This is a genomic window from Bacteroidia bacterium (assembly GCA_039924845.1).
Taxonomy (GTDB): domain Bacteria; phylum Bacteroidota; class Bacteroidia; order DATLTG01; family DATLTG01; genus DATLTG01.
This window is the reverse complement of the sequence record JBDTAC010000089.1, coordinates 26,229-51,975: the sequence shown is the minus strand read 5'-3', so window position 1 is coordinate 51,975 and position 25,747 is coordinate 26,229. Positions and strand designations below refer to the sequence as shown.

Below are 25,747 nucleotides of genomic sequence, written 5' to 3'. Positions count from 1 at the left end.
TCTTTTGTCATTCTGAACGCGGTGAAAAATCTATAATTAAAGAGATGCTTCCTTCGTCAGCATGATAAGCGAAATATTTTTCAACCATAAAAAAGCCGTTCAAAAAAATAATTTTTCGAACGGCTTTTTTAAATCCTATAAATCAGAAAATCTTCAAACTAAATTACACGTCAATCTTCGCGTATTTAGCATTCTTCTCGATAAATTCTCTACGTGGTGGAACTTCATCACCCATCAACATAGAGAAAATACGATCTGCTTCTGCAGCATTTTCAATGGTAACTTTACGCAAGGTACGGAATTCAGGATTTAAAGTAGTTTGCCACAATTGCTCTGCATTCATCTCTCCTAAACCTTTGTAACGTTGTACGCCTACTGTATTTTCTTTTCCTTCGCCTCCAGCTAATTCTTTGATATGCATAGTGCGTTCTTCTTCTGTCCAGCAATAGCGTTGTTCTTTTCCTTTTTTAACAAGATACAAAGGAGGCGTTGCAATATAAATATGTCCGAACTCTACCAATTCCCTCATGTGTCGGAAAAAGAAAGTTAAAATTAAAGTCGTAATATGACTTCCATCCACATCAGCATCGCACATAATAATTATTTTATGGTAGCGCAATTTTTCCATATTCAAAGCACGTTGATCTTCTGTTGTGCCTCTGAAAACGCCCAATGCCGTAAAAATATTTTTTATCTCTTCGCTGTCGTAAATACGATGCTCCATCGCTTTTTCCACGTTCAGGATTTTTCCCCTCAACGGAAGAATCGCTTGAAAAGCCCTGTTACGACCTTGTTTCGCTGTTCCACCTGCGGAATCTCCCTCTACCAAAAATATTTCGCACATCGCAGGATCACGTTCCGAACAATCCGACAATTTTCCAGGAAGTCCGCCGCCAGTAAGTACATTTTTACGTTGTACCAATTCGCGTGCTTTACGCGCTGCATGACGAGCCGTTGCCGCCAAAATAACTTTATCTACAATTAAACGCGCTTGTTTCGGATGTTCTTCCAAATAATTGGCAAGCATTTCGCTCACGGCTGTATCCACAGCGCCCATTACTTCATTGTTACCGAGTTTTGTTTTTGTTTGTCCTTCAAATTGCGGTTCTTGTACTTTCACGGAAATAACAGCCGTTAATCCTTCGCGAAAATCGTCTCCACTGATGTCAAATTTTAATTTGGTAAGCATTCCCGATTTATCGGCATAATTTTTAAGCGTACGTGTTAAAGCTCTTCTAAAACCTGCTAAATGCGTTCCACCTTCGTGTGTGTTGATATTGTTCACATACGTATGTAAATTCTCTGTAAAAGAAGTATTGTATTGCATCGCTACTTCCACCGGAATACCGGATTTTTCGCCTTCCATGCAAATGCAATCTTCAATTAATTTTTCTCTGGTCGAATCCAAAAAAGCAACAAATTCTTTTAAACCTTCTTGAGAATAAAACAGTTCAGTAATCACATTTCCTTCCGCATCTTTTTCTCTTAAATCGGTGAGATTAAGGCGGATTCCTTTATTTAAAAAAGAAAGTTCGCGCAAACGTGCCGCTAAAATATCATAATGATAAACTGTTGTCGTGAAAATAGTTTCGTCCGGTTTAAACGTTTGAATCGTTCCTCTGGTAGTGGTCTCACCAACTTCTTTCACAGGATAAAGCGGTTTCCCTATGCAATATTCTTGTACATATATTTTTCCATCGCGATGCACTTCTGTTTTCATGTGTGTAGAAAGCGCATTTACGCAGCTCACACCCACTCCATGCAATCCACCTGAAACTTTATAGGAATCTTTATCAAATTTACCTCCTGCGTGCAAAATCGTCATTGCCACTTCGAGTGCCGATTTTTTTTCTTTCGCATGATATCCTGTCGGAATTCCGCGACCATCGTCTTTTACGGTAATCGAATTATCCGCATTGATAGTTACATCAATGATTTTACAATGTCCTGCCAACGCTTCGTCAATGGAATTATCTACCACCTCGTACACCAAATGATGTAAGCCTTTTACGCCTGTATCGCCAATGTACATCGACGGACGCTTGCGAACCGCCTCTAAACCTTCTAATACCTGAATACTATCCGCTGAATAATCAGCATTGTTATTTTCTTTCACAATTTCTTCCATTTTGGGGATATTTTTATTTTATTTTAATGCGTAACAAATATACTAAAAATGCTTAGAATACAAAATAAGGAACCGCTTTAAAAACCTTGTTTTTATTAACAAATGTTGATAATTTTATTTAGGAGGTTTGGAAAATTATTTTTTCAAATAGGATAAAAATAAATCCAATGCTTTTTTCTTGGACGCATCCAATTCGTAGCTGATGGATTTCATCAAATAATGCTTTACATCGGTGGCGTAAAAATTAATTTTTTGAAGCTCCAAAATTAATTCTTTTCGATGTTCAATTCCGTATTTGATAGCTTGAGAAAATTCAGAAATAAATTTTTCAGGAAGCTTTTTATTCGCCACCCAACACGCGAAAACAAAAGGCAATCCGGTAAATTTCATCCATTCTTCGCTTAAATCATACGTAAAAGGATATTTATTTTTAAGCGCAAAAGTGCGATCGCCAATAACAACTCCAGCACGTTTTCCAGAAAAGTTTTCTTCGTAATTTTTTTCAGCATTTATCCACGTCGGATTTATCTTCCAGAAATTTTTGGCTAATATTTTCGTCAACATCACCGAAGTTCTGGATTGATAATCCAATTCCACCGTTTCAATTTCCTGCAAAGGAACGCAACTATACAAAACCACCGAATTTACCGCGCCAACAGCTCCAATACAAAAATCTGTCAAAATATGAGCTTCTTTTAAAAGCGGAATAATCGCCACAGGAACAATGCCAATATCTACTTGATTGTTCAGTAATTTTTCGGCACAAGCCGAAGGAATATCAAATTGCATTTCATAATCATTCAAAATGCCAGAATGCTCAATTCCGTACACAAACGGCTTCGTATTCAAATAAGAAATAGCTGATATTTTTACAAGTTTCATTTTCCGCACACTTAAAATCAGCGCGAAAATACAAAACAGAAAACAGTTATGAATCTTTCTTCAACAAATAATTTCCGACGGCGCATTGCAAACATTTTTTTTGGCTGCAATAATCATTTTTCAATTGAATGGAAGCCTGTGATACAAAAGCATTCTCCATTTTCATTCCCAATTTTTTCCACGTTTCCGTGATGTGATTTTTTTCAGGATTTGTTTTTTGAAGAAAGGTCAAAGCTCGCTCCACAAATTCCTCTTCGCTTTTATGTTTTCCATACACAAACAAGAAAGGAACAAGCGTGTTAATGACGATATTTTCAATTGCCATTTTACCGAGCTTTTTCGTTTGCTTCCGCGATTTTTTCTCGAAATGAAAATGTGTTTTCCAATAGTCGCTCGTTTCAACAGTCAGTAGTTTTTCAATTTCTTCCAGCGTTTCTGTTTCCATTATTTTTGAAAATAAATGCGATGAAATGCTTATCAACTTTGCGAATTGTGCCAAACGAACAGTCGGGAAATTAACAGGACGCAGGCGCAACATTTTCCATAAATGTGGTTCTAAATTTTGGAGTCGGAATTTTTTTTTCAAGAAAAAATATTCTTTTTGCAATTGCTGCGGATAATCGTCCGAGAATTTTTTTTCTAAAAATCCGGCTTGACCGAACAACAAAGCTTCTATCTGAAATAAATTATTTTTGTGTTTCGCCAAATAGGCATTTGGCAAGGATTTAGCGAGTAATTCAAACGCATCTGCATTGATTTTGAAACCAAAATTACGCGCCAAAAATTGGTAAAATGTCTCTTCCCAATCGTTGTGATTTAATTTTAAATAGCGCGTAATCATTTCCGATTTTTGTTCCAAACGCTCTATCATCAAACGATCCAACCAATTATTCAACACAAAAATATCTGTTTCAAAAAATATTTTTTCACAAGATATTTCTACTTTTGCGGATTTCAAATAATCGTAATTACTTAAATAACGAGGATTTATTTTATTCTTCAAAACCAATGTAGGAAAAGCTTCTCCGCTGTTTCTATTTACAATAACATCTGCATCAAAAACCACGTGCAGCACAATATTATCGTAGGCTTTATTTTGTTGATGACCGTGTTTGTACCAATCCGAAGCATTGATATGAAGCTCCACATTACCCGCCCAAAGCGTGTTTCCAATTTTAATACGCGCATTAAAAAAATCCGGACCAGCATCTGTATTGTGTGATCCGACATTTAGAATTTCTAATTTTTCGCCTGATTCCAACACTAAATTTTGAGTATCAAACAAGCGAAATTTCCAAATATGGTGCAGCAATTCTTCCGTCATACCAATTGTTTTTAGAAAATTATTTTTCTACATTTGTTAAAACGTAAACTTTCGTTTCATGAAAAAAATTGTGTGGATACTTTTTCTTTTTGTTGGATTTCAATCTGTAAAAGCGCAAAGCACGCAGAACAAATTACATAAGCCATCCACAGTTTGCTACATGGACACATCTAACACACCGAAAACATTGAACACAGGCAAACCCTATATAATCGTAGAACAAATGCCAACATTTCCAGGCGGACAAGATTCATTGACAAGTTATTTAAAGAAGCATACAGTTTATCCTTATTCTGCAAAGACAAAAAAAATTGAAGGCACTATTTATGTTTCCTTTGTTATTTCAGATAAAGGAACAATATCACAAGTGAAAATTTTAAGAGGAATTACAAATGCGCTCGAGTTAGATGCTGAAGCACTAAAAGTGATAAAAGAAATGCCGAATTGGATTCCTCCAAAACAAGATGGTAAAAATGTAGCGACTCAAATGAGTTTACCTATCAAATTTATTTTAAGGGATAATAAATAGAAAAATTAATTTTTCAAACGCTTATTTGTGCCTCAAAAATTTTTTTTCTGAATTAAACGGACGTTTCATTTAATTTATCAATGTGCAAAATACGCATTCCTGTTTCTGAAATGCTTAACATATTTGCGAATTTTTGTCCCCAAATAAGTTCATCAGCCATGTATGAATGGCGCGAATAAATAGTCTGAGAAAAGCTGTCGTCAAAGGCTTTCAGAAGAATGATAAATTCGGCATCGCGCTCCAATAATTCTTTTTCGGTAATTTCATACAAAGGACTTTTTTCATCCACGTGATGCACAATTGTCCAATTCATCGGAAAAAGGCTAAGCCGATCGCGTTCCAAGGGCAAGAGCAAATATTCACGTGTTTTCGTATGCTTATTATTGATAAAAAGTATCACTTCCATTTCCACTTCTATCAACTGATTACTTCGTCCGTTAATCATTCGAAACTCAAATGCGGTAGAATCTTTATACGGTGCAATAAGTGCATTTTTGCTATACATAATTTTTGCCACTGGTCGTGAAAAACGTCCGTACAGCAAGCCTGTTGCCAATGCAAAACCCAATAAACCAACCATAGATTCTATAGAAGCAATCATACTCGATTCGATTTGAATTGGTGCCATTTTCCCGTAACCAAGCGTAGTAAGAGTTTGTGCACTGAAAAAGAAAACATTCATAAATTTTTCGAAAGCAGTTGTTCCGTCAATTCCGGAAAGCTCACTAACACCTACTTGCCAATACAAAACAGCAAAAAATAAATTAGCAAAAGTGTAAAAAGCAAAGACCAAAAAATTAAATTTTAGCCAGGACATGGCAATTAATTTGTGAAATACTTCGAACGATTGGAAAAACGGAACGCCTTTTCGAACAACATTGAAACTGCCGTCTTTATTGAGCGCACGCTTTCCGTTGATTGCCGAATTAAGTCCGAAACCTAAATCGTTGGCTACTTTTTTTTTGGATGAAGAATGCTTTTCGTGATTAAACATATTTATTCGGTCTCAAAATTAAAAAACAAAAAAGAATTAAAGAATGCGTAAAACATCACTCCCGCTTGCCTTTCCAGCATCGATTCAGATAAAAAATTCAACATAATAATCATTAAAAAAATAAGATACATTTTTTTATTTCTTTTAATTCCGATATAAATCGGGATAAAAAAATTAGCCAGTAAAATTAGAAAGCCAAAAATACCAAGCGTTGCAAACGTCTGCAAATACTGGTTATGCGAGTTTAATTGATGTTCATAAGCGCCGGTTAAACCTTTCTGTTTGTATTTTTCCATCAACACCGCTTTTACATCGCCCGTTCCAGCACCTGTCCAAAAATGCTCTTTGATTACGTCTTTCGTCGCGCCCCACACCAAAATGCGTACGCCAGTACTTTCTGAATCTGAATTGGTAATTGAATTTTTATCGCTTACAACACTTACCAATCCATAGATTCTACCTTTTATTTCAGGAACAAATTTCAGCATTGTGAAAAACAATAAAATCAAAATACCAATTCCTGCCAATCCGAAAATTATTTTTTTGTGTTGAATAATGTAAAAAATAAAATATAAAAACACGAGTAAAATCAGCGTGATAATGCCCATTTTAGAAGAAAGCAATGCAATGATTATCGCAAAAAATAATACAATAAACGCAATTAAAACCTTTTTTGATTTCGATAAAACAGTTTGGTTTTTCAGAGAATATAAAAGTAAAAATGCATTGGCTGTATTTAAAAACATCGAAAAATAACTCGGATGCAAATGAATAATATTTGAAAAAGATTCATAGAAAAAATTATTTTCTGAGAAGACAAAATAGCGATACACTGCGTTTGTCAAGCAAATGAGCACCGCAATAAAACATCCGATAATAAAAGACAACAAAATAGTTTCTCTTTCTTTTTTCGTAAAAGTAGAACTCGCTAAAAGCAGTGGAAAAATAAAAAGCGAACACTTCACTTGAATGTCAAACCAGCCCGCTTGCATATTCGTGGTGTGCAACAGCCCAATCATGTACACAAATAACAAGGAACAAAATAAAAATGCGATGCTCTTATTTTTGTTGTCGGAAAACTTTTTTTTGAAATTACCTTCTGCCACCCAATTGATACACAACAGCACAATAAAAACAGGCGTTATAAGTACCGAAGATAATGCACAAGCAATTAGTAGCACTAAAAAATAGTGAATGCGTTTGTGCCAAAACATGCGTTGTTCTATCATTTTTATTGATTCAAATTGATAAAATTCCAAAAATCTGTTGCAATTTTATCGCGTGTAAATTTTTTCTGAACATAATTGTAACCGTTTTCACCAAAGGTTTTCAAAGATATTGGATGGTTGTAAAGTTCTAAAATTTTATTCGCCAAATCGGCGCTGTCTTCGGGAATAAAAGCCAAGCCGCATTTTCCTTCGTCGATAAATAATTCTTTCGCTTCACCTTCTACGCCGAGTAAAATGGCTTTTTTCATCGCTAAATTTTCAAATATTTTTGATGGAATAGCGCCTTTAAATAAATCTAATTTTTTAAGCGGAATAATCGAAACGTCCGAAGTAGCAATAATCTCGGGCATTTCCGTTTTTGCAACGACATCAAAAAAGAAAACATTTTCGAGTTGTAATTGATTTTTTAATTGCTCTAAATTTATTTTTTCAGGTCCGCTGCCAAGTAAAATAAATTTTATTTTCGGATGTAATTTTAATTTTTCAGCTGCTTTTAAAATTACTTCTAAACCTTGCGCATGACCAATAATTCCGGCATACAAAAGAATAAAATCAGTATTCGAAAAATTATTTTTTTGACGCCATTTTTCAGCATCAATTTCATCGTATTTATAAAAACTCAAATCCACTCCATTCGGCAACCAGAAAATCTTTTTTTCAGGAAAGCGATCCGAAATATTTTTTACAATCCCTTGAGTTTGCCCGCTAATTAATTCGGATTTTCGATACATAAATTCTTCTAACTTAGAAGATAAAGAAAGTAAAAATTTATTTTTTACAAGCCCTAATTTCTCAGCGCTTTCGGGCCATAAATCGGATACATTAAAAATTAATTTCGAACGTTTTATTTTCTTCAATACATACGCCGTAATTCCCAAAAATAAAGGTGGAGATTCACATAAAACGAAATCAAATTTTTCCAATTTAAAACAACCTATCCACATCGAAGAAAAAACGAATGAAAAATAATTCATCAGTCGTGGAACAATTGATTTACTTGAACTTACATAAATCCAGGAACGGTGAATTTTTAATCCATTCATCTCTTCAAAAAAATATTTTTTTCCTTGATATGCTTTGTATATCTGCATTTGCGGATAATTCGGCATCGCTGTTAATACGCTAATTTCTGCACCCAATTTTTGCAAACGGACCGCCAACTCAAATAAACGGTTTTGAGGCGCGCCTACTTCGGGCGGAAAATATTGTGTGAGAATTAAAATTTTCATTTTCAGGTTTACAAATATAGCAGTTCTGTAAACTTCGTAGCGGCTGTTTAAATTTATATCTTTGAAAAAATATTTTTTATCTTGGAACATCACGATCATTCGCACGAACATCACGACCACAGTCATCACGGACATGGGCATCACCACGCTCATCCAGCAAACATTACAAAACTATTTCTGATAGGTATTTTTTTAAATGCATCTTTTGTTGTGATTGAAATTATTGCGGGTTTTATCAGCAATTCCTTAGCATTATTAACGGATGCAGGACATAATTTTGGAGATGTAGCCGGATTAATTATGGTAGTAGTTGCCGAAAAATTATCCAAGCGAAAACCCAATTCGAAATACACCTACGGTTACGGGAAAACTACGGTTTTAGTGGCATTGGCAAATGCTTCCTTATTATTAATCGGTGTGGGCGCTATAGCTTGGGAAGCCATCAGTCGAATACACGCGCCTCACACGGTGGAAGGGAAATTAATTTCGATGGTGGCTTTTGCTGGAATACTTGTCAATGGCGCAACGGCGCTGCTTTTTTTGAGAGACAAAGACAGTGATTTAAACATAAAAGGTGCTTATTTACACATGGCGAGCGATGCGATTGTGTCATTAGGTGTAGTGATTTCGGGCATTTTAATTATTTATACAGGTTATGAATGGGTAGATACCGCGATGAGTTTAGTGATTTGTATTCTTATTGTTTGGAGTACTTATGGTTTGTTAAAAGACTCGTTGCGATTGTCTTTGGACGGTGTTCCAGATGAAATTAACAGCGAAAAAATTCGTCAATTTTTATTGAATTTACACGAAGTTTCCGACATCCACGATTTACACATTTGGGCATTGAGCACGAAAGAAAATGCACTTACCGCACATTTGGTGATAAAAGAAAAAGTGAGCGATCAGTTTTTATTAAATGTACGAAAAGAATTAACACATCATTTTCATATTTCTCATACAACCATTCAGTTGGAGGCTTATGACAGCACTTTTATTTGTGAACAAAAATGCTGATAACAATCAAAAAACAATTTTAACGGCATAAAAAAAGCGACCATTTCTGGTCGCTTTTTTTGCTGAGCTAATTTTTATTTCTTTTCAGCTGCCTTTTTTTCTTTACGATCGTGATGAATCGCTTTGTTGTCTTGATGAATTTTTTTCTCATCTTTTACGGCTTGTTTCGGATGTCCGTTTTTCTCCGCGCGATCTCTTTGAGCAATGTTTTTTGCTTTTTTGTTTTGTTCATGATTGATTGCTTTTTGATCTTGTTGAGCTGTTTGTGCAACAACAGTTGTTCCTACAAAGGTGAATGCTACTAACAATGCACCTGCTGCAATTAAATTTTTAATTTTCATGGTTTTTGGTTTTTAAAGTTTATTTTTAATTAATTTTAGTTCAAAATAAAACGTTTAAGATGAAGAAGTAATGAAGACTATTTCTTTAAATTTTACGTTCTGTTGAGAAGTTTGCAAATGCTGTGCCAAAAATTATTTTTCTAATTTATTTTTTATTTCTTGAAACTATTTTTTAAAATAACTATACTTTCCTTACTGTGTTTAAAAGGATTTCAAGCGGAAGCGCAAAAAAATCTAAAACCAGAAACTTCAAAAAATTATTTTTTGGAAGTGCATTCAGACAACCAAATTGTTTCAAAAATTAAATTTCAAAAGGCATTTCTAAATACCGATGATAGAAAAAAAGAAATTGGAACAATCTTATTTCGTTTATACGATGAAGCTTATTTAGCGGCATCTTTGGATAGTATGGTGCAAGACAGCAACCGATTAACCGCTTATATCACTACGGGAGAATTATATAAATGGGCAAAATTGGGCAAAGGAAATGTAAGCGAAGCTATTTTGAGCCAAATCGGCTTTCGCGAAAAAATATATTCCAATAAAGCACTTTATTTTAAAGACATCGTAAAAATTCAGGAAAAAATTCTGGCTTATGCCGAAAACAACGGATTTCCTTTTGCCAGTGTAAAATTAGACAGCATAGATATTAATAATAACTCTCTCTCTGCAAAGTTAAACCTCACAAAAAATAAACTCATACATATTGACAGCATCATTGTAAAAGGAAATGCGAAAATCTCGACTCGTTATTTATACAATTATTTGAACATCCGACCTGGTGATGTGTATAACGAATTGGTTGTTAAAAAAATTTCGGCGCGACTGCGAGAGCTTGCTTTTGTAAGTGAAACAAAGCCTTTGAAAATTATTTTTTCAGACAAAGACACTAAAATATATTTATTTCTAACAGCTAAAAAAGCAAGTAAATTTGATGGTATTATTGGTTTTTTACCCGATCCGAATACTGGAAAATTAATTTTGACGGGAGATGTTCAACTCAATCTTCAAAATGCCATTGGCAAAGGCGAGCAAATTGATTTGAATTGGCAACGATTACGAGCTGCAACGCAAAATTTAATCACTCAATTGTCGTATCCTTTTCTTTTTTCAACCCCATTCGGAGTTTCCTATGGCTTAAAATTGTACAAACAAGATTCCACTTATCTGCAAGTAGATCAAAATTTTGCGCTTCAATATTTATTAACAGGTGGTGATTACTTTAAGGTTTTTGTCGAGAACAAAAGCTCCACATTGCTTTCTACGAGCGGGTTAGAATTTCAAACTGTTTTACCTCCTTATGCAGACAATACCGCTTATTTATACGGAATTGGCTATAAAACAGAGCGTTTGGATTATCGTTTAAATCCGAGAAGAGGATTTGCACTGAACGCAGATATTGCGGCTGGCTCAAAAACCATTAAAATAAACCCGAATCTGAATCCGATTGTTTATCAGGATTTAAAACTTTCGTCTAACCAATACAATGCCGATTTAACTGCCGTTTTTTTTCAACCTGTCGGTGTTAGAAGCGCTATCCAATACGGTTTGCAAGCTGCTTATTTGTATGGATCCTCTCTTTTTCAAAGTGATTTATTCCGCATTGGCGGATTGCACGCATTGAGAGGCTTTGACGAACAATCTATTTATGCCTCTTCCTACGCAATCGCCACCATCGAATACCATTATTTATTGGAACAAAATTCCTATTTATACGGATTTTTTGATCAAGCTTATTATCAAAATCAAAGCATTAATCACAATATCTGGGATACTCCTTTTGGTTTTGGCGGAGGAATTAGTTTTGAAACAAAAGCCGGTATTTTCTCCATCAGTTACGCGCTCGGAAAGCAATTTAACAACCCGATTGATATACGATCTGGTAAAATACATTTTGGAATTATCAGTTATTTTTAAAAAAATATTTTTATGAATGAGAAAACAGAACCAGAGATTGAAAAAAGTTGGAAGGCTATATTGGCAGACGAATTCAATGCCAATTATTTTAAGGAATTAAAATTATTTTTGATGGAAGAGAAAAAAAAGCATCGAATTTTTCCTCCTGGAAAATTAATTTTTTCAGCCTTCAATCGTACGCCTTTCGAAAAAGTAAAAGTGGTTATTATCGGACAAGATCCCTACCACGGCTACGGACAAGCCAACGGACTTTGTTTTTCCGTAAGCAACGGAATCAAACAACCACCGTCGCTTGTCAATATTTTTAAAGAATTAGTTGCTGATATAAATATTCCTTTTCCAAAAACAGGAAACTTGGAACCTTGGGCAGATCAAGGCATTTTATTATTAAACGCAACACTTACAGTAAGAGAAAATGAAGCTGGAGCACATCAAAAAAGAGGCTGGGAACACTTTACAGATACAGCAATCGGGGAATTATCCGCACGTAAAAAAGGATTGATTTTTTTACTTTGGGGAAAATACGCACAAGCCAAAGAAGAATTAATTGATACCACAAAACACCACGTTTTAAAAGCTGCACATCCTTCTCCATTTTCCGCATACAACGGATTTTTTGGTTGCAAACACTTTTCAAAAACAAATCAATTACTGACAACAAATGGATTAAAACCGATTGAATGGCAAGTTGATTAAAATGCATTTGAAAAATTAATTTTTTGAACGTAAGAATTTTACATTTTAGATTAACCAATTCTTTTCTGAACAAGGTGTTCGATGTTTTCAAATAAAGTTTGCGGAGCGTGGGTACGCCAATCCATTTGATTTAATTCGCCGCCAGCAACTAAAAAATAATCAATATTTTCGCGCTGGAACTCTTTAATAACGTGGCTTCTGAAATTTATCAAAGCAATCCAACCGTCTTCAATTTCATCAAACCATTCTTCGTAATAACAATCGTCGGACGCGTGAAAATTCAATACATTTTCGCCAATCAACATAAATTTTCGGATCCCATTTTCCATTAAATGTTCAATGATATCGCGCTTTAAAAGCATAATATCATTGTTGATGGCATCGTTCCATTCACCCAACAATTCAATCACAGCATAGTTTTGATCGTAATCCACAAAAATAATTTTCATCACCAATGTAGGTGAACCAAAATCGTCCCACTGCGGATGAATGTAATAATTATAAATAGTATGAGAATATTCAAACTCGCTGTATTCCCTGCCATAAAAGGGCGACAGCGTATCTTCTTCCGCGATGTACAGATGTCTCCAATTGTAAAATGGCTCAATATCTTGCATAAATATTTGCTTCGAAAAATTAATTTTTTAAAGACTTTTTTTGAACAAAATCTACTGCTTTCCTCACGCTACCGTGTTTTAGGAGTAAAGCATTTGCTTTTTCATACGAAACAGAAAGCGCTTCCGCGATCATTTTTGTGCCGCGATCAATTAATTTATTGTTGCTCAATTGCATGTCTACCATTCGGTTTCCCTTTACATGACCGAGTTGTATCATCAAGGAAGTAGAAATCATGTTCAACACTAATTTTTGCGCCGTGCCAGATTTCATGCGCGTGCTGCCCGTTACAAATTCCGGTCCTACAATTACTTCAATCGGACAATCGGCAAGCTTTGCTACCACTGATTTTTTATTACACGTAATACAAGCTGTCAGAATTTTTTTTTCGGTACATTTCTTTAAAACGCCCACAACATAAGGCGTTGAGCCAGAAGCCGTAATCCCGATAACGGTATCATTTTCAGTAATTTTATGTTTCAACAAATCTTTCCAACCTTGCGTTTCGTCGTCTTCTGCAAATTCCACAGCTTTACGAATGGCACTATCTCCGCCAGCAATAATACCAACCACCACGCCTTGCGCTACGCCATACGTTGGTGGACATTCCGACGCATCCACAATGCCCAATCTGCCGCTGGTTCCAGAACCGATGTAAAATAATCTGCCGCCTTTTTTCATTTTTTTAAGAGCTTGAGAAATTAATTTTTCGATTTGTGGAATGGCTTTTTGAATGGCATCGGGAACCGTTTTATCCTCCTTATTCATGTTGATAAGTAATTCTCGAACAGGCATTTTTTCGAGCGACTGATAAGGAGAAGAATCTTCGGTAGTTTTCATAAAAATGAAAGATAAATAACAGTTAATTAGCTACCTCGCAAAAGTAACGATACTAAATTGAATGCAAAATAGTGTTTCGAAAAATTAATTTTTCGAATGCCTTTTTTCAACACCTAAAACTGTGCATAAAAAAACATGTCCGATTTTTGAAAGAAAATATAAATGCGTATCTTTGTCTTCTTATAATTAACAATCTTATTGTTATGAATATGCTAACAGCAAAAGAACTTATAAAAGCAACCAAGGAGTTTACGAACGAAAGTAAATTTAAAAGTTGGCTTTATACACTCAGCACCATACTTTTCCTTGCCGCTTCGGTAACACTCACCTTTGCGCATCTCAATATCTTTATACGGATAGCACTGAGCATTTTGAGTGGTTTATTGATTGGTAGAACCTTTGTGATTTACCATGATTTCCAACACGGAACCATTCTTCGTAAATCAAAAACGGCAAAATTGTTTATGGAAGTAGTAGGTATGTATATCCTCGCTCCTCCCAGCATTTGGAAGCGTTCGCACAATTATCATCACAAACACAACTCTAAACTTTTCAGCGCCAGCGTGGGTTCTTACCCTATTATGACGAAGGAAAGGTATCTCAATTCGACTAAATTACAACGTTTATCTTATCTTGCATCGCGCCACCCGATCACGATTGCCTTGGGTTATTTAACTGTTTTCTTTTACGGAATGTGTGTAAGTTCTTTTATAAGTAGCCCAAAACGTCATTATGATTCCTTAATTACTATTATTTTACATTTTACCGCCGCGTTTTTATTGGTTTGGTTTTTTGGTTGGCTTACCTTTTTATTGGTGATGATTCTTCCTTTTACCATCGCTTTTGCTTTGGGATCTTATTTATTTTATGCACAACACAATTTCCCTGGCGTAATGTTTAAACAAAACGCTAAATGGACGTATGAAAATGCAGCTTTGGCATCTTCCAGTTATATGAAAATGAGCCGTATTATGAATTGGTTTACTGCCAATATCGGTTATCATCACATTCATCACATCAATGCAAAAATTCCTTTTTACAGATTGCCTGAGGCGATGAAAAAAGTTCCAGAATTGCAACATCCCAAAACAACTTCTCTTAAAATAAAAGATATCATTGCTTGTTTCCGACTTAAAATTTGGGATACCGAAACAGAAAAAATGATTGGTTTAAAAGAAATTAAAGCTACTTAAGTTTTTGATGTTTTAAAAAATAAATTTTTCGATCATGAAAACCATTGTAAACCCTCGTTTTATTTTTATTTCTGCGGCTGTTTTTGCAGCCGCTTTAACTCGTTTATTGCCGCATCCGTACAATTTTACGCCTATTGGAGCCATTGCACTTTTTGGTGGAATGCGTTTCGAAAATAAAAAATTAGCTTTTATAATTCCTTTATTGGCGATGTTTTTAAGCGATGTTATGTTACAATTAATCAGCGGAACAGGCTTTCACAACACAATGATTTTTGTTTACGGAAGTTTTGCATTGATTTCGGTTATTGGAATTCAAATGCGCAACACCACGAAAGCAGGAAACATTATTGCTTTGTCGTTACTCAGTTCTATTTTATTTTTTGCCATTACCAATTTTGGAGTTTGGGCACAAACAGGTTTTCTGGCTGGATCAGCAGGATTATTAACCACCTACGTTTCAGGAATTCCATTTTTTGGAAGAACGGTTTGCGGAGATCTTTTTTTCAACGCTGTATTATTCGGAAGTTTCTTTTACGCACAACTTAAATTTCCGATTCTTTCAAAAGTAAAAGCGTAATTATTTTCATTAAAAAAAGGGTTTGAAAAATTAATTTTTCAAACCCTTTTTTTGTGCTTAATGAATCAAATACATTTTACCAAATCCTTTCGTGAAATACTTATCAGCATCGGTTTGCATATTTTGCATTTCGCTCCCGTTCAGTTGCGTAATCACACGGTATAGATAAACGCCATTCGCTAAGCGATCGCCAAATTCATCTTTCCCATTCCAAGCGTATTCTGTAATATTCCTGCCAATGTGTAAAGAACCTAATTCGGATGCTGAAATTTCTTTCACAATTTTCCCAGTGATAGTCATGATTTGTATTTCGATGTTTTGAGGAATTTCAGAACCTGTAAGTGTAAAGACAAATCGAGTAGAAGTAGAAAATGGATTTGGATAATTTAACATATTGGTAATCATCGGTTTATTAATTACCTGAAAATCTATTTTATAATTATTTGTTCCAGATGAATTACTCGATCGGTCTGTCGCTTGCACCGATAATTCATACGTTCCATCTCCAGAAAAAGAAGGCATATAATTAATTTTACAACTGTTATTCGGCAATACTGCTTTCTGAAAAGTCATTTGCGGTCCGAAATATACGCGCTGCGATGTGGCTTGATTGGTGTTTCGGATATAAACGGCAAAATCAGACGTATCGTTTAATGCCAAAAATTTATTTTCATCTTTCAATCCTATTAAGATATTTGGTTTTGCCGAAACAATATCGTTGTTGAGAATATGGACGCCATCAAAAGTTACATCCATAATCGGATTGATATGATCCGTGCCAACAAAAAATGCAATTTTTGCAATGTTGTTAAAATGATATTGCTCTAAGCGTGTTTGCGGATGGCTCAATGGATTGACTTCTATCCACAAACTATTTATTCCCACGTAATTAGTCGTCGGAACTTTTACAGAGCTAATCAAGGTATCGCCGGCTGGCAATTTACGCGTCATCTGCGATGCAAGCGGATGAATGGCATTTCCATTGTCCACCACCCAATACGTAACGAGCATACTGTCCATATTAAATTCACTGATATTTTGTACCGCTACTTTAAATTTGAGTGAATCACCTTGCTGGATAGTATCTGCATGAAAACTAAAATATTTATTAGGATTGATTGCTACTTCTGGTTCTGGAGCATAAAATACTTGCCATTTATTTAGTTGTCCGGGTGTATGCTTCATGGTATCCTTCATAAATGTATTCAACATTAAATAGGGATAGGTAACTGGATTTATAAACGATAAATTCAAACTGGAAAAAGATGGCGAAATATTATTTCTTAGTACCGTTTGTATACCATTTTGATTGATTCCAATGATGTTCAAACGGACACTGTCTGCCGTCGGGCTTTCCTCTGCGTGTTGCCGCCAAGCAAGCGAATCCCAACGGGCAGAAGGACCTATCAACGGACCTGTAATACTTCCAGAACTGCTATTGTTGGTAAGATTTGTAATAAGCGTTAAAGCAGCATTCGCAGAATCTCCCACCATTTCAATGGAGCTGGTTGGACTTCCTTTCTTTGTAAAAAAGATAAAAGGATAGGTATCTGGAATAGAATGTACGTTTGCCATTCCTATATTTTGCAAAGCAGTGTAAGCAGAGGGATCTGAAAATGATTGGCATTTCCCTTGAATCCAGGAATACGCCAAAATATAATAACCGTTCGGAACGGAATCCGCGAGCATCGTTGCCAAACTCTTCATTTGAATAGGGTCACTTTGTTGAAACTCAAAATAATATTCTACACGAGCTCGACAAGCACCTAAATTATTTACGTTTCCGAAACTGTGGGTTGGATTATTATCCGTTGCTGGCGAAGTGGTATTATCAATGTAATGCGTTCCCCAGGGAATAAGTGAAACAGGATCAATAACAGCAATCATAATGCCAGGAGTAACTCCACAACCACCATAATCAGCTAAACTCAAATCTAATTTATATTCAACACCATACAATTGGGTGAGATTGTAGTTTGGAGGAATTTGCCCGTAATTATCACATTCCAATGTTTTTCCAGTAGGCGTAAAATCGAATCGACGCATCGGACGATTGTATTTGATGTAATTATAACCATCGTTTTTAAATTGGAAATAATGTGCTTGCTCCCAACCTCTTTTGCCAGTAATGAATTGGAAAGAGCTTTCTTGCCAAGGATAATCCTTCGTATCTGAAGTATCGCGCTTGACGCGCCAATAATATACGGTACTGTCTTGAAAAAGGAGTTTTGTTGATTTATTTGGAGTTGGAGAAACTAAATTAAATGACCAGCTTTTTTGATACGCATTTACAACGCCTCCAGCACTTGTTATCACTTGCGCTCTGGCAAATGGACTGTTATAAGTATCTGTTGTATCTATTTGAAAAATATATTTTCTGACTGGTGCAAAAGGGTTTCCGGTAGATGCTTTCAAGGTTGCCGTATCGTTGGGTATAATGGCAAATTGATAAGGATAAATCGGAATAATGTCGCCAGAAGTAATGAGCGTTGGAACAGCAGGATTATTGATATTTCCATTCCCAATACTATTATTGGATTTCGTAATCTCGTTGATTAAATTAGCAGGATCCACCATCACTTCAAATTTATTTAATCCGGCACCTTTTATTTTGTTTACCGGCATCGTAATAGAGAGTGTATCTTGATAATAAATATTCGGAAGTATACGCGTGTAAAGTTGCGTCGAATTATCCGGAAAAATACGATTCACATTTACCGTAACTGGCGTATTGATAGCTTTTCCGTTGTTAGAAATGACCACATGCACTTGAAAAGAATCTATCTGAGTTGTTATATTTTGTGGTGAAAAATAAAGACTTGAATCGCTTACCGCATAATCGGGTAAGGCAGGAGAATTAACTACGATGGCAGGATCTCCGTGAAGCGTCATTTCTGAACAAGTAAAACTAATGTAAGGATCTATGCCTGTTCCTTGAATAGCAGTAATGGTTTTCTGAATATCGTTTCCAATACTTCCTCCATAATTTTGATAAGTGATGTTTTTGTACAACTGATTTGAGTAATCATCTAAAGCATAGCTCACCCCCAATTCCACATTGGCAAGAAATCCGATAGTGCCTTTTTGCGGAATCAACACAAAACTTTCGCTGGTGCTAGAATAACTTTGTCCAAGTGGCTGAAAGATATCTCCAGCAAAACAGGAATTAGCAATCAACATGGGATATTTTCCTGTATTGTTATAGGCAGAAGGGACATCTAAATTTTGATCGAAGTTCCCGCCTGATGCATGTCCGAAAAACGTCATTATAGAAACTCCATTGTTAATCAGGCTTTTCACTGAATCTGAAATTGTAATTTGTATCGGAGCAGATGTTGTTTTTAAAAATGTATGTACATATCCACCAAAAAAAGTTCCTTGAATAATGTTTTTATAATTATTCAAATAAGAGGCATACAGCGCTTGTTCTCCAGCACTTGAACCTCCTCCAAAATGCAATATTTGTTTTTTCCACAGCGCAGCAGGAGCCGTTTCAAATTGCTTCACTTTGTTGAGATAAGCTGTTACATCACTCGCAACGTTAGCAGCCAACCTCCCTGTAGGAATAGCAGGTTGTAAAAAAGTCCCATTTAACCCAGAGGTAAATAAAATATCCGAAGAAGGGTTTCCGAAAGAAGGAACCAACGTATGATTGTAACTGGATGTATCTTGTCGGAAAAGTGCAGAATGTATTCCTTTTCCGATTAAAAATAAATATTTTGGTTTTCCGGGCCATTTGTTAATGGCATAATTACAGAAATTCCGAATAGACAATGGATCTTTATCAATACCATAAGCAAATTGATCATACAATTCATTTACATCTGCATACACCACATTAAAATGACCTCCATTCGGATCGAAACTACGGTACGACACATAATTGCTTACTGCTGAATATAAACTCGGATGACTCACAATTATATAAGCCGAATCGGCAGTTATTGTAGAGAAATTGGTAAAATTTCCATTCGAATTTACCGGCTTCAAAAAATTAATTTTTTGGATTTGATTATCGGATGTTAAAAAACATTTTTTTTCTCCGCCTGAATTGATAATGAGCGTTTGATAATTACTTCCATTTTGGATAACGGCAATACGTGAATGGTTTGTTAAATCATACAATATCGGAATTGAGCTTGCAGAAAAATCTCCAAAATTAAGATACGATTTTGCTTGCAATGTGTTCGGAACTATAAAGCTAAAAGAGGATTTTCCTTCCATATCAGGCAAGTGCGAATACTTCACATAAACATATCCAATAGCCAAACGATTCGAAACAAAACCAGGGTCAGAAACACTCGTAAGCATAAAATTAGCATTGCTTCCTAAATTAGAAGCTAAAATTGAAAATGAATATTGATTTTGCGCATACCCATAAAAAGTAGTATCCTCCAACATTAGCGTACTTCCAGAATTGGTATGAAATTGAATTTGGATGTGATGATCTGCCGAAGTAAACGCAGATGATTGAGATTCGCCAAACAACACTTCCTTTGCAGCAGCAGCAGGTCCGCTAATGAATGGATAAGACAAATCCAGCGATTGTGTTCCAGAGGTTCCTAAGTCTATTTCGTTATCAAACCATCCTTCAGAAGTAGTATAATGCGGATCAGTCGCAGCATCGGTACCCAAATCATAGGTTTGTCCACTGTAATAAACAACCGGATTGTCATAAACAGATTCCTTAAAAAAATAGTTCGAGGGCGTATATAAGGAAAATGCGGTATCTGTTTGCACAGACATTCTTTTGTTAGTTAACGAAGAATTCCACGTTAAAAAATAAGTGGCGGTATCGTTAAATAAACTGTAATAAGGATTGGGCAAATAGGGAATATTAGAATAGGCTAAAGAATCAAAAGTGCCATCGTTGTGTTGTGCATAAAACTCTAAATAATCGCCATTTTTAAATACGCTGCCGGCATCTGAACAATAAATATATTGTTCGATTCCTTTCGCAAAAATTTGAAAATTTTTAGGATGAATGGTGTTAAGCGGAATGCCAGCATTGGCAAGTGTGGTAGAATCTACACGATACACTCCATCCGAGCTAATTTTTATTTTGTAATATTTTTGAGAATAATTAATCCACTCGTTACCGAACGTTTGGGCAAATAATCCGGTAGCGGAAATCAATAAAAAAAACGTTAGTAAAAATTTCTTTATCACTTCGGTATTTTATTAATATCAAATTTCAATGAAAAAATATTGGAATACAAACCCACACCGGTGCTGCCGATATTGGACAAAGCATAATCAATCGTAAACGCTTTTATTTTAATCCCCACGCCCATATTTGGCTGAATATTGGTTACCGGCAAGCCGTTAATATCGGTGCTTTCTTGTATATTATTGATTCCGGCACGTAAAAAAATCATATCTAAATAGCCAAGTTCAAAACCAATATGCGGATCGGCACTCATTGGTTCTCCACTGAAAAGCACATTTCTTCTACCGTCAAACGTTAAATCCACATCCAATTCCGTCAGTAAAGAAATTTTATTGTGGTAAAAATAATTTTTTCGTGCTGCTCCAAGAATGACTCGCGGAAGCGTTATTTCTAATCCATTTTGAGGGATCTCATTTCCAGTTTCTTGAAAAACCGTTTGCATATCGCTGCTTAAATTATAACTCCAAGCGTTGAAAGTACTGGTAATATCGCGTGCCATCAGTCCGAATTTCCATTTTTTATAATCGTATTGCGCGCCGGCATCTAAACCGAAACCCCAAGCTCCAGCAAAACTGCCTACAATTCGACGAATCACTTTTGCATTTGCGCCAATTCGCAATCCAGGTATACCCAATTGTTTCGTATAAGAAAATAAAAAAGCATAATCCGCCGCCGAAAAAGATGTAATGTTGTCGTAATTCACAAAACCGTTCGCATCAATTAAATCAGTAGTATTGGCAATATTATCTACCCCAAAACGAACTGCACTGAACGCTAAAACACTGCTGCTGTCCACACGTACCGCAAAACCTGCGTAATCGTACTTGGCAATTCCTGCAAAATATTCCGCATGCATCAATGATAACTGCGCATTGCTCTTGATGCCTAACAAACCCGCTGGATTCCAATATCCGGAAGTGATATCATCCGAAATAGCAACATACGCATTGCCCATTCCCAAAGCCCTCGCCCCTACTCCAACAGCTAAAAATTCATTGCTGTATTTGGGAGCATTGCTTTGCGCATTAAGAAAAGCCGGTTCGCAAAAAACTGTAACACTCAGCAAACCGAAAATTATTTTTTTGTACCTCATATAACCCATAAAATTAAGTTTTTTTTTGAAATCCACCAAACAAGTAATTTTCAATAACATAAAAATGATAATAAAATTGCAAGGAAAGGACAAAACAATGTAATTTGTGCCCAATAAATCAATGGAATTGGACAATTTCAAAAAAAAATATTTCGACCGTTTAAATGCACTTCGTTTTTGTGCGTTTTTAATGGTTTTTATTTCTCACATTTTTGTGTTGAAAAGCGGAACTTCTGCGTCTTCTTGGATTCTTTTTTTGACAAATCATGCGCGTTGTGGTTTCCTCGGACTCGATTTTTTCTTTGTATTATCAGGCTTTCTCATCACATGGATTATTTTTGAAGAAAATTATTTTTACCAAAATTTCGATTGGAAAAATTTTTTTTTCAGACGCACGCTGCGCATTTGGCCACTCTATTTCTTAATTGTATTAATTGGATTTTCGGCTTCTTTTTATTTTTCAAATTCTGCACATCCACTGCCTTCCTTAATATATTTTTTATCTTTTACGCTCAACTTTTACATCGTAAAACATGGAGCTGATTTTCTATTTTTCCTCGTATTTTTATGGTCTATCGCCGTGGAAGAACAATTTTATATTTTTTGGTCTTTAACCTTGAAATTCTTTTCCAACCATGCTGTCAAAATTTGTTTTTTGATTCTTGTTTTTTCTCTTTTTTTTAGATATTATTTCAGCAACAATAGTGCAATGCTTTATTTTCACTCATTCAGCGTAATGGCTGATTTTGCAATTGGTTCGCTTTTCGCAATAAGCGCTTTTCGAAAAAATAAAATTTTTGTTTTTTTGAAAAGCATTTCGAAAAATTATTTTTCTGCGATCTATTTTTTGTTAATCCTAAATATTTTTTTTTACGATCGCTTTTATTCCAATATGTGGATGATTGTGTTTGAAAAATTAATTTTCTCAACGCTATTTGCACTCATTATTTTTGATCAATCTTTTCGAAAAAAGACACTTCAAAAAAATAATTTTTCAAACGTTATTAATTACCTCGGAAAGATTTCTTTCGGACTCTATTGTTATCATGGTATTGTCATTACAATTTTTAGTAAACTTGCAGCAGAATACAATTTTGAAAATTCATCTATCGCATTTTTTATTTTAAAATCGGTGCTTATTTTTGCAGTAACAGTAATCGTTTCAGCAATAAGTTATGAATATTTTGAGAAATTTTTTCTACAATTAAAAAATAAATTTTACCCACAACGTCATTCATTATGACCAAACACATTCCGAATTTTGTTACTTCTTTAAATTTATTTTGCGGATGTTTAGCCATTGTATTTTCGTTTAGCGGTTATTTAGAATGGGCAGCCGCAATGATTGGTTTAGCGGCCATTTTCGATTTTTTAGATGGCTTGTTGGCACGCGTTTTAAACGTTCATTCCGAAATCGGAAAACAATTGGATTCACTCGCCGACATGGTTACTTTTGGCGTAACGCCAGGCGTTATTTTATTCGAATTATTTAATCGCGCTTTGCTCGGCAATTATCCGCTTCTTCCATTTTTTGCCTTTGTCATCACCGTTTTCTCGGCTATCCGCTTAGCGAAATTTAATTTAGATACGCGTCAAACAAATTCTTTTATCGGCGTACCAACGCCTGCCAACGCCATTCTCGTTGCTTCATTTCCGCTCATCATGCAATATCAGGCGCATTGGGCGGGCATTATGTGGACAAATATTTTTTTAAATGTTTTTTTTCTGATCATTTTTACCGCACTGATGTCGTATTTATTGATTGCTGAAATTCCTTTGTTTGCGCTGAAATTCAAAGATTTCTCCTTCAAAAATAATTCTTTGCGTTTTGTATTTCTCGGTATTTCTCTTTTGTTGTTGATAATTTGTCGCTTTGTCGGCATCCCAATTATCTTATTTTTGTACCTTATTTTTTCGTTGATAAACAATAAATTTTTGAAACCAAATGAAATTTAAAGCCGAAATAGATGTGATGCCATTGAAGGCATTGTTGGATCCACAAGGAAAAGCCGTAAGCGGAAGTATGAAAAATTTAGGTTTACCCGAAATCGAAAATGTGCGTATCGGAAAACATATCAGTTTAGAAATTGAAGCAGAGTCGTTGGAAACTGCGAATGTGAAAGTAACTGAAGCCTGCAAAAAATTATTGGCGAATCAAATTATGGAAAGCTACGAAATCAAAATTGCTGCAATTTAATTCTGTTTTATTGAGGCTTTGAAAAAATAATTTTTTGATCGTGTTTTTGAAAAATTATTTCCGCAATTCGAAATTTTTACCAAGATAAACTCTTCGTACTTGCTCGTCTGCAGCCAATTCTTCGGCTGTTCCCGATTTTAAAATACTTCCTTCAAAAAGTAAATACGCTCTATCAGTAATATCTAATGTTTCGTGCACATTGTGATCGGTAATTAAAATACCAATATTTTTATCTTTGAGTTTCGAAATAATTTCTTGAATGTCTTCTACAGCAATCGGATCAACGCCTGCAAAAGGTTCGTCCAACAAAATAAAATGAGGATTTACAGCCAAACATCTTGCAATTTCGGTTCTTCTGCGTTCGCCGCCCGAAAGTAAATCGCCGCGGCTACTCCGAATGTGTTGTAATCCAAATTCGTCCAACAAAGATTCTAATTTTTCACGTTGTTGATCTTCTGTAAGCTTCGTCATTTCAAGCACCGCGAGAATATTATCTTCTACACTTAATTTCCTAAAAATGGATGCTTCCTGCGCCAAATAACCAATTCCGAGTTGAGCACGCTTGTACATCGGCTCTGAGGTAATGTCTTTATCATCCAAAAAAATACTTCCAGAATTGGGTTTTATCATTCCCACAATCATGTAAAAAGAAGTTGTTTTGCCAGCGCCGTTTGGACCGAGCAAACCTACTATTTCTCCTTGCTTCACCTCTACCGAAACATTTTTTGCTACGGTACGGTGTTTGTATTTTTTGACTAAATTCTCAGTTCTTAACAGCATTTTTTTAGGCTTCAAAAAAATAATTTTTCAAACGTGTTGAAATGAATACACACAAAGGTATAAAAGTCTTTTAGAAAATAATTTTTTCGGAATGAAATAAAAGCGTGTAATTTCGAGCGCTATGAAACAAAATACAATTGTTGCCATCGGTGCATTGGGCGGAAGCGGAACTAGAGTAGTAGCTCAAATATTGATGGATGCAGGTATTTTTATGGGCGATGATTTGAATGTAGCCAACGATAATTTAGTATTCACGCGACTTTTTAAAAACCCGAGGTGGTTTGAAAATACTTCTCAAAACAATGTCAACAAACGATTGAAGCTGTTTGAAAAATACATGACGAACGGACATTTATCTTTTTCAGAGAAATTACACATTGCATTCGCAGCCTATACCAATCCTAGCATTAAAAGTAATTCTGATTATTACTCTAAACTATTTTCGGAACCTATTATTCGTACGAATAAAACTAATTTTATATGGGGATGGAAAGAACCGAATACGCAAATTTATATCGAAGAAATCGCTAATTATTCTCCAAATTTAAAATACATTCATGTAATACGGCATGGATTAGACATGGCTTTCAGCGATAATAAACAACAACTTAAAAATTGGGGCTATCGATTTAACATTCATCTAAAAGCAGATGATGATGAAAAAGAAATAGCTCGTAAACAATTGGATTATTGGATAAAATCAAATACAAACGCAATCGAAAAAGGAAGAGAGCTTTTAGACGATCGGTTTCATTTATTGTATCACGAAAAGTTGTGCAAACAACCAAAAATTGAAATAAAAAACCTCATGAATTTTATTGGACATGAAATAAATGATTCCATTTTAGCCTCATTGGCAAGTATTCCAACTATTTCAGGCTCAGGTGAGAGATATAAAAAAAACGATTGTTCTATTTTTTCAGAAGAACAATTGAGAGAAGTGGAAAATTTAGGATTTTCAATTTCAAAAAAATAAACGGTTCAAAAAAATATTTT

The 25,747-nt window shown here is 35.2% G+C and carries 22 protein-coding genes; 10 read left to right on the top strand and 12 right to left on the bottom strand.

All coding sequences use genetic code 11. The annotated features are described in order from the left end of the window. Window positions 1-163 precede the first annotated feature (163 nt). The 3 genes from gyrB to ABIZ51_10970 form a co-directional block, all read right to left on the bottom strand. On the bottom strand, window positions 164-2,128 hold the full coding sequence (gene gyrB / locus ABIZ51_10980; GenBank protein ID MEO7089305.1) for a DNA topoisomerase (ATP-hydrolyzing) subunit B: 1,965 nt from the start codon (window positions 2,126-2,128) through the stop codon (window positions 164-166). A 135-nt stretch (window positions 2,129-2,263) separates the two neighbouring features. Beyond that, the gene (locus ABIZ51_10975) at window positions 2,264-3,010 is read right to left on the bottom strand and encodes a menaquinone biosynthesis protein (protein ID MEO7089304.1); all 747 of its coding nucleotides are present in this window, start codon (window positions 3,008-3,010) and stop codon (window positions 2,264-2,266) included. Between the two features lie 46 nt (window positions 3,011-3,056). Next, window positions 3,057-4,334 carry a DUF2851 family protein gene (locus ABIZ51_10970; GenBank protein MEO7089303.1) on the bottom strand — a complete coding sequence of 426 codons (1,278 nt, stop codon included), beginning with the start codon at window positions 4,332-4,334 and terminating at the stop codon, window positions 3,057-3,059. A gap of 58 nt (window positions 4,335-4,392) precedes the next feature. Between ABIZ51_10970 and ABIZ51_10965 the strand changes: the two genes are divergently transcribed. Continuing rightward, window positions 4,393-4,863 carry an energy transducer TonB gene (locus tag ABIZ51_10965; protein MEO7089302.1) on the top strand — a complete coding sequence of 157 codons (471 nt, stop codon included), beginning with the start codon at window positions 4,393-4,395 and terminating at the stop codon, window positions 4,861-4,863. A 52-nt stretch (window positions 4,864-4,915) separates the two neighbouring features. Here the strand turns inward: ABIZ51_10965 and ABIZ51_10960 are convergent, their stop codons facing one another. From ABIZ51_10960 to ABIZ51_10950, 3 genes are read right to left on the bottom strand one after another with little or no spacing between them, the layout of a single operon-like run. Continuing rightward, window positions 4,916-5,857, bottom strand: coding sequence for an ion channel (locus ABIZ51_10960; protein ID MEO7089301.1), 942 nt, complete (start codon window positions 5,855-5,857; stop codon window positions 4,916-4,918). Window positions 5,858-5,859: 2 nt separating this feature from the next. Next, window positions 5,860-7,086: an O-antigen ligase family protein gene (locus ABIZ51_10955; GenBank protein ID MEO7089300.1), complete on the bottom strand. Its 1,227-nt coding sequence runs from the start codon at window positions 7,084-7,086 to the stop codon at window positions 5,860-5,862. 2 nt (window positions 7,087-7,088) lie between these two features. Then, window positions 7,089-8,315, bottom strand: a complete 1,227-nt coding sequence (locus tag ABIZ51_10950) for a glycosyltransferase family 4 protein (protein MEO7089299.1) — start codon at window positions 8,313-8,315, stop codon at window positions 7,089-7,091. An 81-nt stretch (window positions 8,316-8,396) separates the two neighbouring features. Here ABIZ51_10950 and ABIZ51_10945 point away from each other — a divergent pair, with 81 nt between their 5' ends. Further along, window positions 8,397-9,332, top strand: a complete 936-nt coding sequence (locus tag ABIZ51_10945) for a cation diffusion facilitator family transporter (protein MEO7089298.1) — start codon at window positions 8,397-8,399, stop codon at window positions 9,330-9,332. Between the two features lie 74 nt (window positions 9,333-9,406). On the opposite strand, the gene ABIZ51_10940 is transcribed toward ABIZ51_10945, so the two are convergent. Next, entirely contained in the window at window positions 9,407-9,673 is a 267-nt protein-coding gene (locus ABIZ51_10940; protein ID MEO7089297.1) for a hypothetical protein, read from the bottom strand. A 159-nt stretch (window positions 9,674-9,832) separates the two neighbouring features. Between ABIZ51_10940 and ABIZ51_10935 the strand changes: the two genes are divergently transcribed. Together ABIZ51_10935 and ung are read left to right on the top strand one after the other, a co-directional pair. Beyond that, the gene (locus ABIZ51_10935; GenBank protein MEO7089296.1) at window positions 9,833-11,590 is read left to right on the top strand and encodes a POTRA domain-containing protein; all 1,758 of its coding nucleotides are present in this window, start codon (window positions 9,833-9,835) and stop codon (window positions 11,588-11,590) included. 12 nt (window positions 11,591-11,602) lie between these two features. Next, entirely contained in the window at window positions 11,603-12,286 is a 684-nt protein-coding gene (ung, locus tag ABIZ51_10930; protein ID MEO7089295.1) for a uracil-DNA glycosylase, read from the top strand. 50 nt (window positions 12,287-12,336) lie between these two features. Here ung and ABIZ51_10925 read toward each other — a convergent pair whose 3' ends face one another. Together ABIZ51_10925 and murQ are read right to left on the bottom strand one after the other, a co-directional pair. After that, the gene (locus ABIZ51_10925) at window positions 12,337-12,903 is read right to left on the bottom strand and encodes a hypothetical protein (protein ID MEO7089294.1); all 567 of its coding nucleotides are present in this window, start codon (window positions 12,901-12,903) and stop codon (window positions 12,337-12,339) included. A gap of 19 nt (window positions 12,904-12,922) precedes the next feature. After that, window positions 12,923-13,741 (bottom strand): N-acetylmuramic acid 6-phosphate etherase, encoded by an 819-nt coding sequence (murQ, locus tag ABIZ51_10920; protein MEO7089293.1) that lies wholly within the window; start codon window positions 13,739-13,741, stop codon window positions 12,923-12,925. A gap of 203 nt (window positions 13,742-13,944) precedes the next feature. On the opposite strand from murQ, the gene ABIZ51_10915 reads away from it, so the two are divergent. Further along, complete coding sequence (locus ABIZ51_10915) at window positions 13,945-14,934, top strand: fatty acid desaturase (protein ID MEO7089292.1); 990 nt, start codon at window positions 13,945-13,947, stop codon at window positions 14,932-14,934. 34 nt (window positions 14,935-14,968) lie between these two features. Further along, on the top strand, window positions 14,969-15,511 hold the full coding sequence (locus ABIZ51_10910) for a DUF6580 family putative transport protein (protein ID MEO7089291.1): 543 nt from the start codon (window positions 14,969-14,971) through the stop codon (window positions 15,509-15,511). A gap of 57 nt (window positions 15,512-15,568) precedes the next feature. On the opposite strand, the gene ABIZ51_10905 is transcribed toward ABIZ51_10910, so the two are convergent. Then, window positions 15,569-20,680 (bottom strand): C25 family cysteine peptidase, encoded by a 5,112-nt coding sequence (locus ABIZ51_10905; GenBank protein MEO7089290.1) that lies wholly within the window; start codon window positions 20,678-20,680, stop codon window positions 15,569-15,571. Next, on the bottom strand, window positions 20,677-21,915 hold the full coding sequence (locus ABIZ51_10900) for a PorV/PorQ family protein (GenBank protein ID MEO7089289.1): 1,239 nt from the start codon (window positions 21,913-21,915) through the stop codon (window positions 20,677-20,679). The genes ABIZ51_10905 and ABIZ51_10900 overlap by 4 nt, the downstream gene beginning before the upstream one ends. On the opposite strand from ABIZ51_10900, the gene ABIZ51_10895 reads away from it, so the two are divergent. The 3 genes from ABIZ51_10895 to purS are packed head-to-tail and all read left to right on the top strand — an operon-like array spanning window position 21,896 to window position 23,971. After that, window positions 21,896-23,017 (top strand): acyltransferase, encoded by a 1,122-nt coding sequence (locus ABIZ51_10895; GenBank protein MEO7089288.1) that lies wholly within the window; start codon window positions 21,896-21,898, stop codon window positions 23,015-23,017. The two genes, ABIZ51_10900 and ABIZ51_10895, sit on opposite strands and share 20 nt — an antisense overlap. Then, window positions 23,014-23,730, top strand: a complete 717-nt coding sequence (gene pssA, locus ABIZ51_10890; protein ID MEO7089287.1) for a CDP-diacylglycerol--serine O-phosphatidyltransferase — start codon at window positions 23,014-23,016, stop codon at window positions 23,728-23,730. Before ABIZ51_10895 ends, pssA begins: the two co-directional genes overlap by 4 nt. Then, the gene (gene purS / locus ABIZ51_10885) at window positions 23,720-23,971 is read left to right on the top strand and encodes a phosphoribosylformylglycinamidine synthase subunit PurS (protein MEO7089286.1); all 252 of its coding nucleotides are present in this window, start codon (window positions 23,720-23,722) and stop codon (window positions 23,969-23,971) included. The genes pssA and purS overlap by 11 nt, the downstream gene beginning before the upstream one ends. A 54-nt stretch (window positions 23,972-24,025) precedes the next feature. On the opposite strand, the gene lptB is transcribed toward purS, so the two are convergent. Continuing rightward, complete coding sequence (lptB, locus tag ABIZ51_10880) at window positions 24,026-24,751, bottom strand: LPS export ABC transporter ATP-binding protein (protein MEO7089285.1); 726 nt, start codon at window positions 24,749-24,751, stop codon at window positions 24,026-24,028. A 121-nt stretch (window positions 24,752-24,872) separates the two neighbouring features. Between lptB and ABIZ51_10875 the strand changes: the two genes are divergently transcribed. Then, complete coding sequence (locus ABIZ51_10875) at window positions 24,873-25,727, top strand: sulfotransferase (GenBank protein MEO7089284.1); 855 nt, start codon at window positions 24,873-24,875, stop codon at window positions 25,725-25,727. Window positions 25,728-25,747 lie beyond the last annotated feature (20 nt).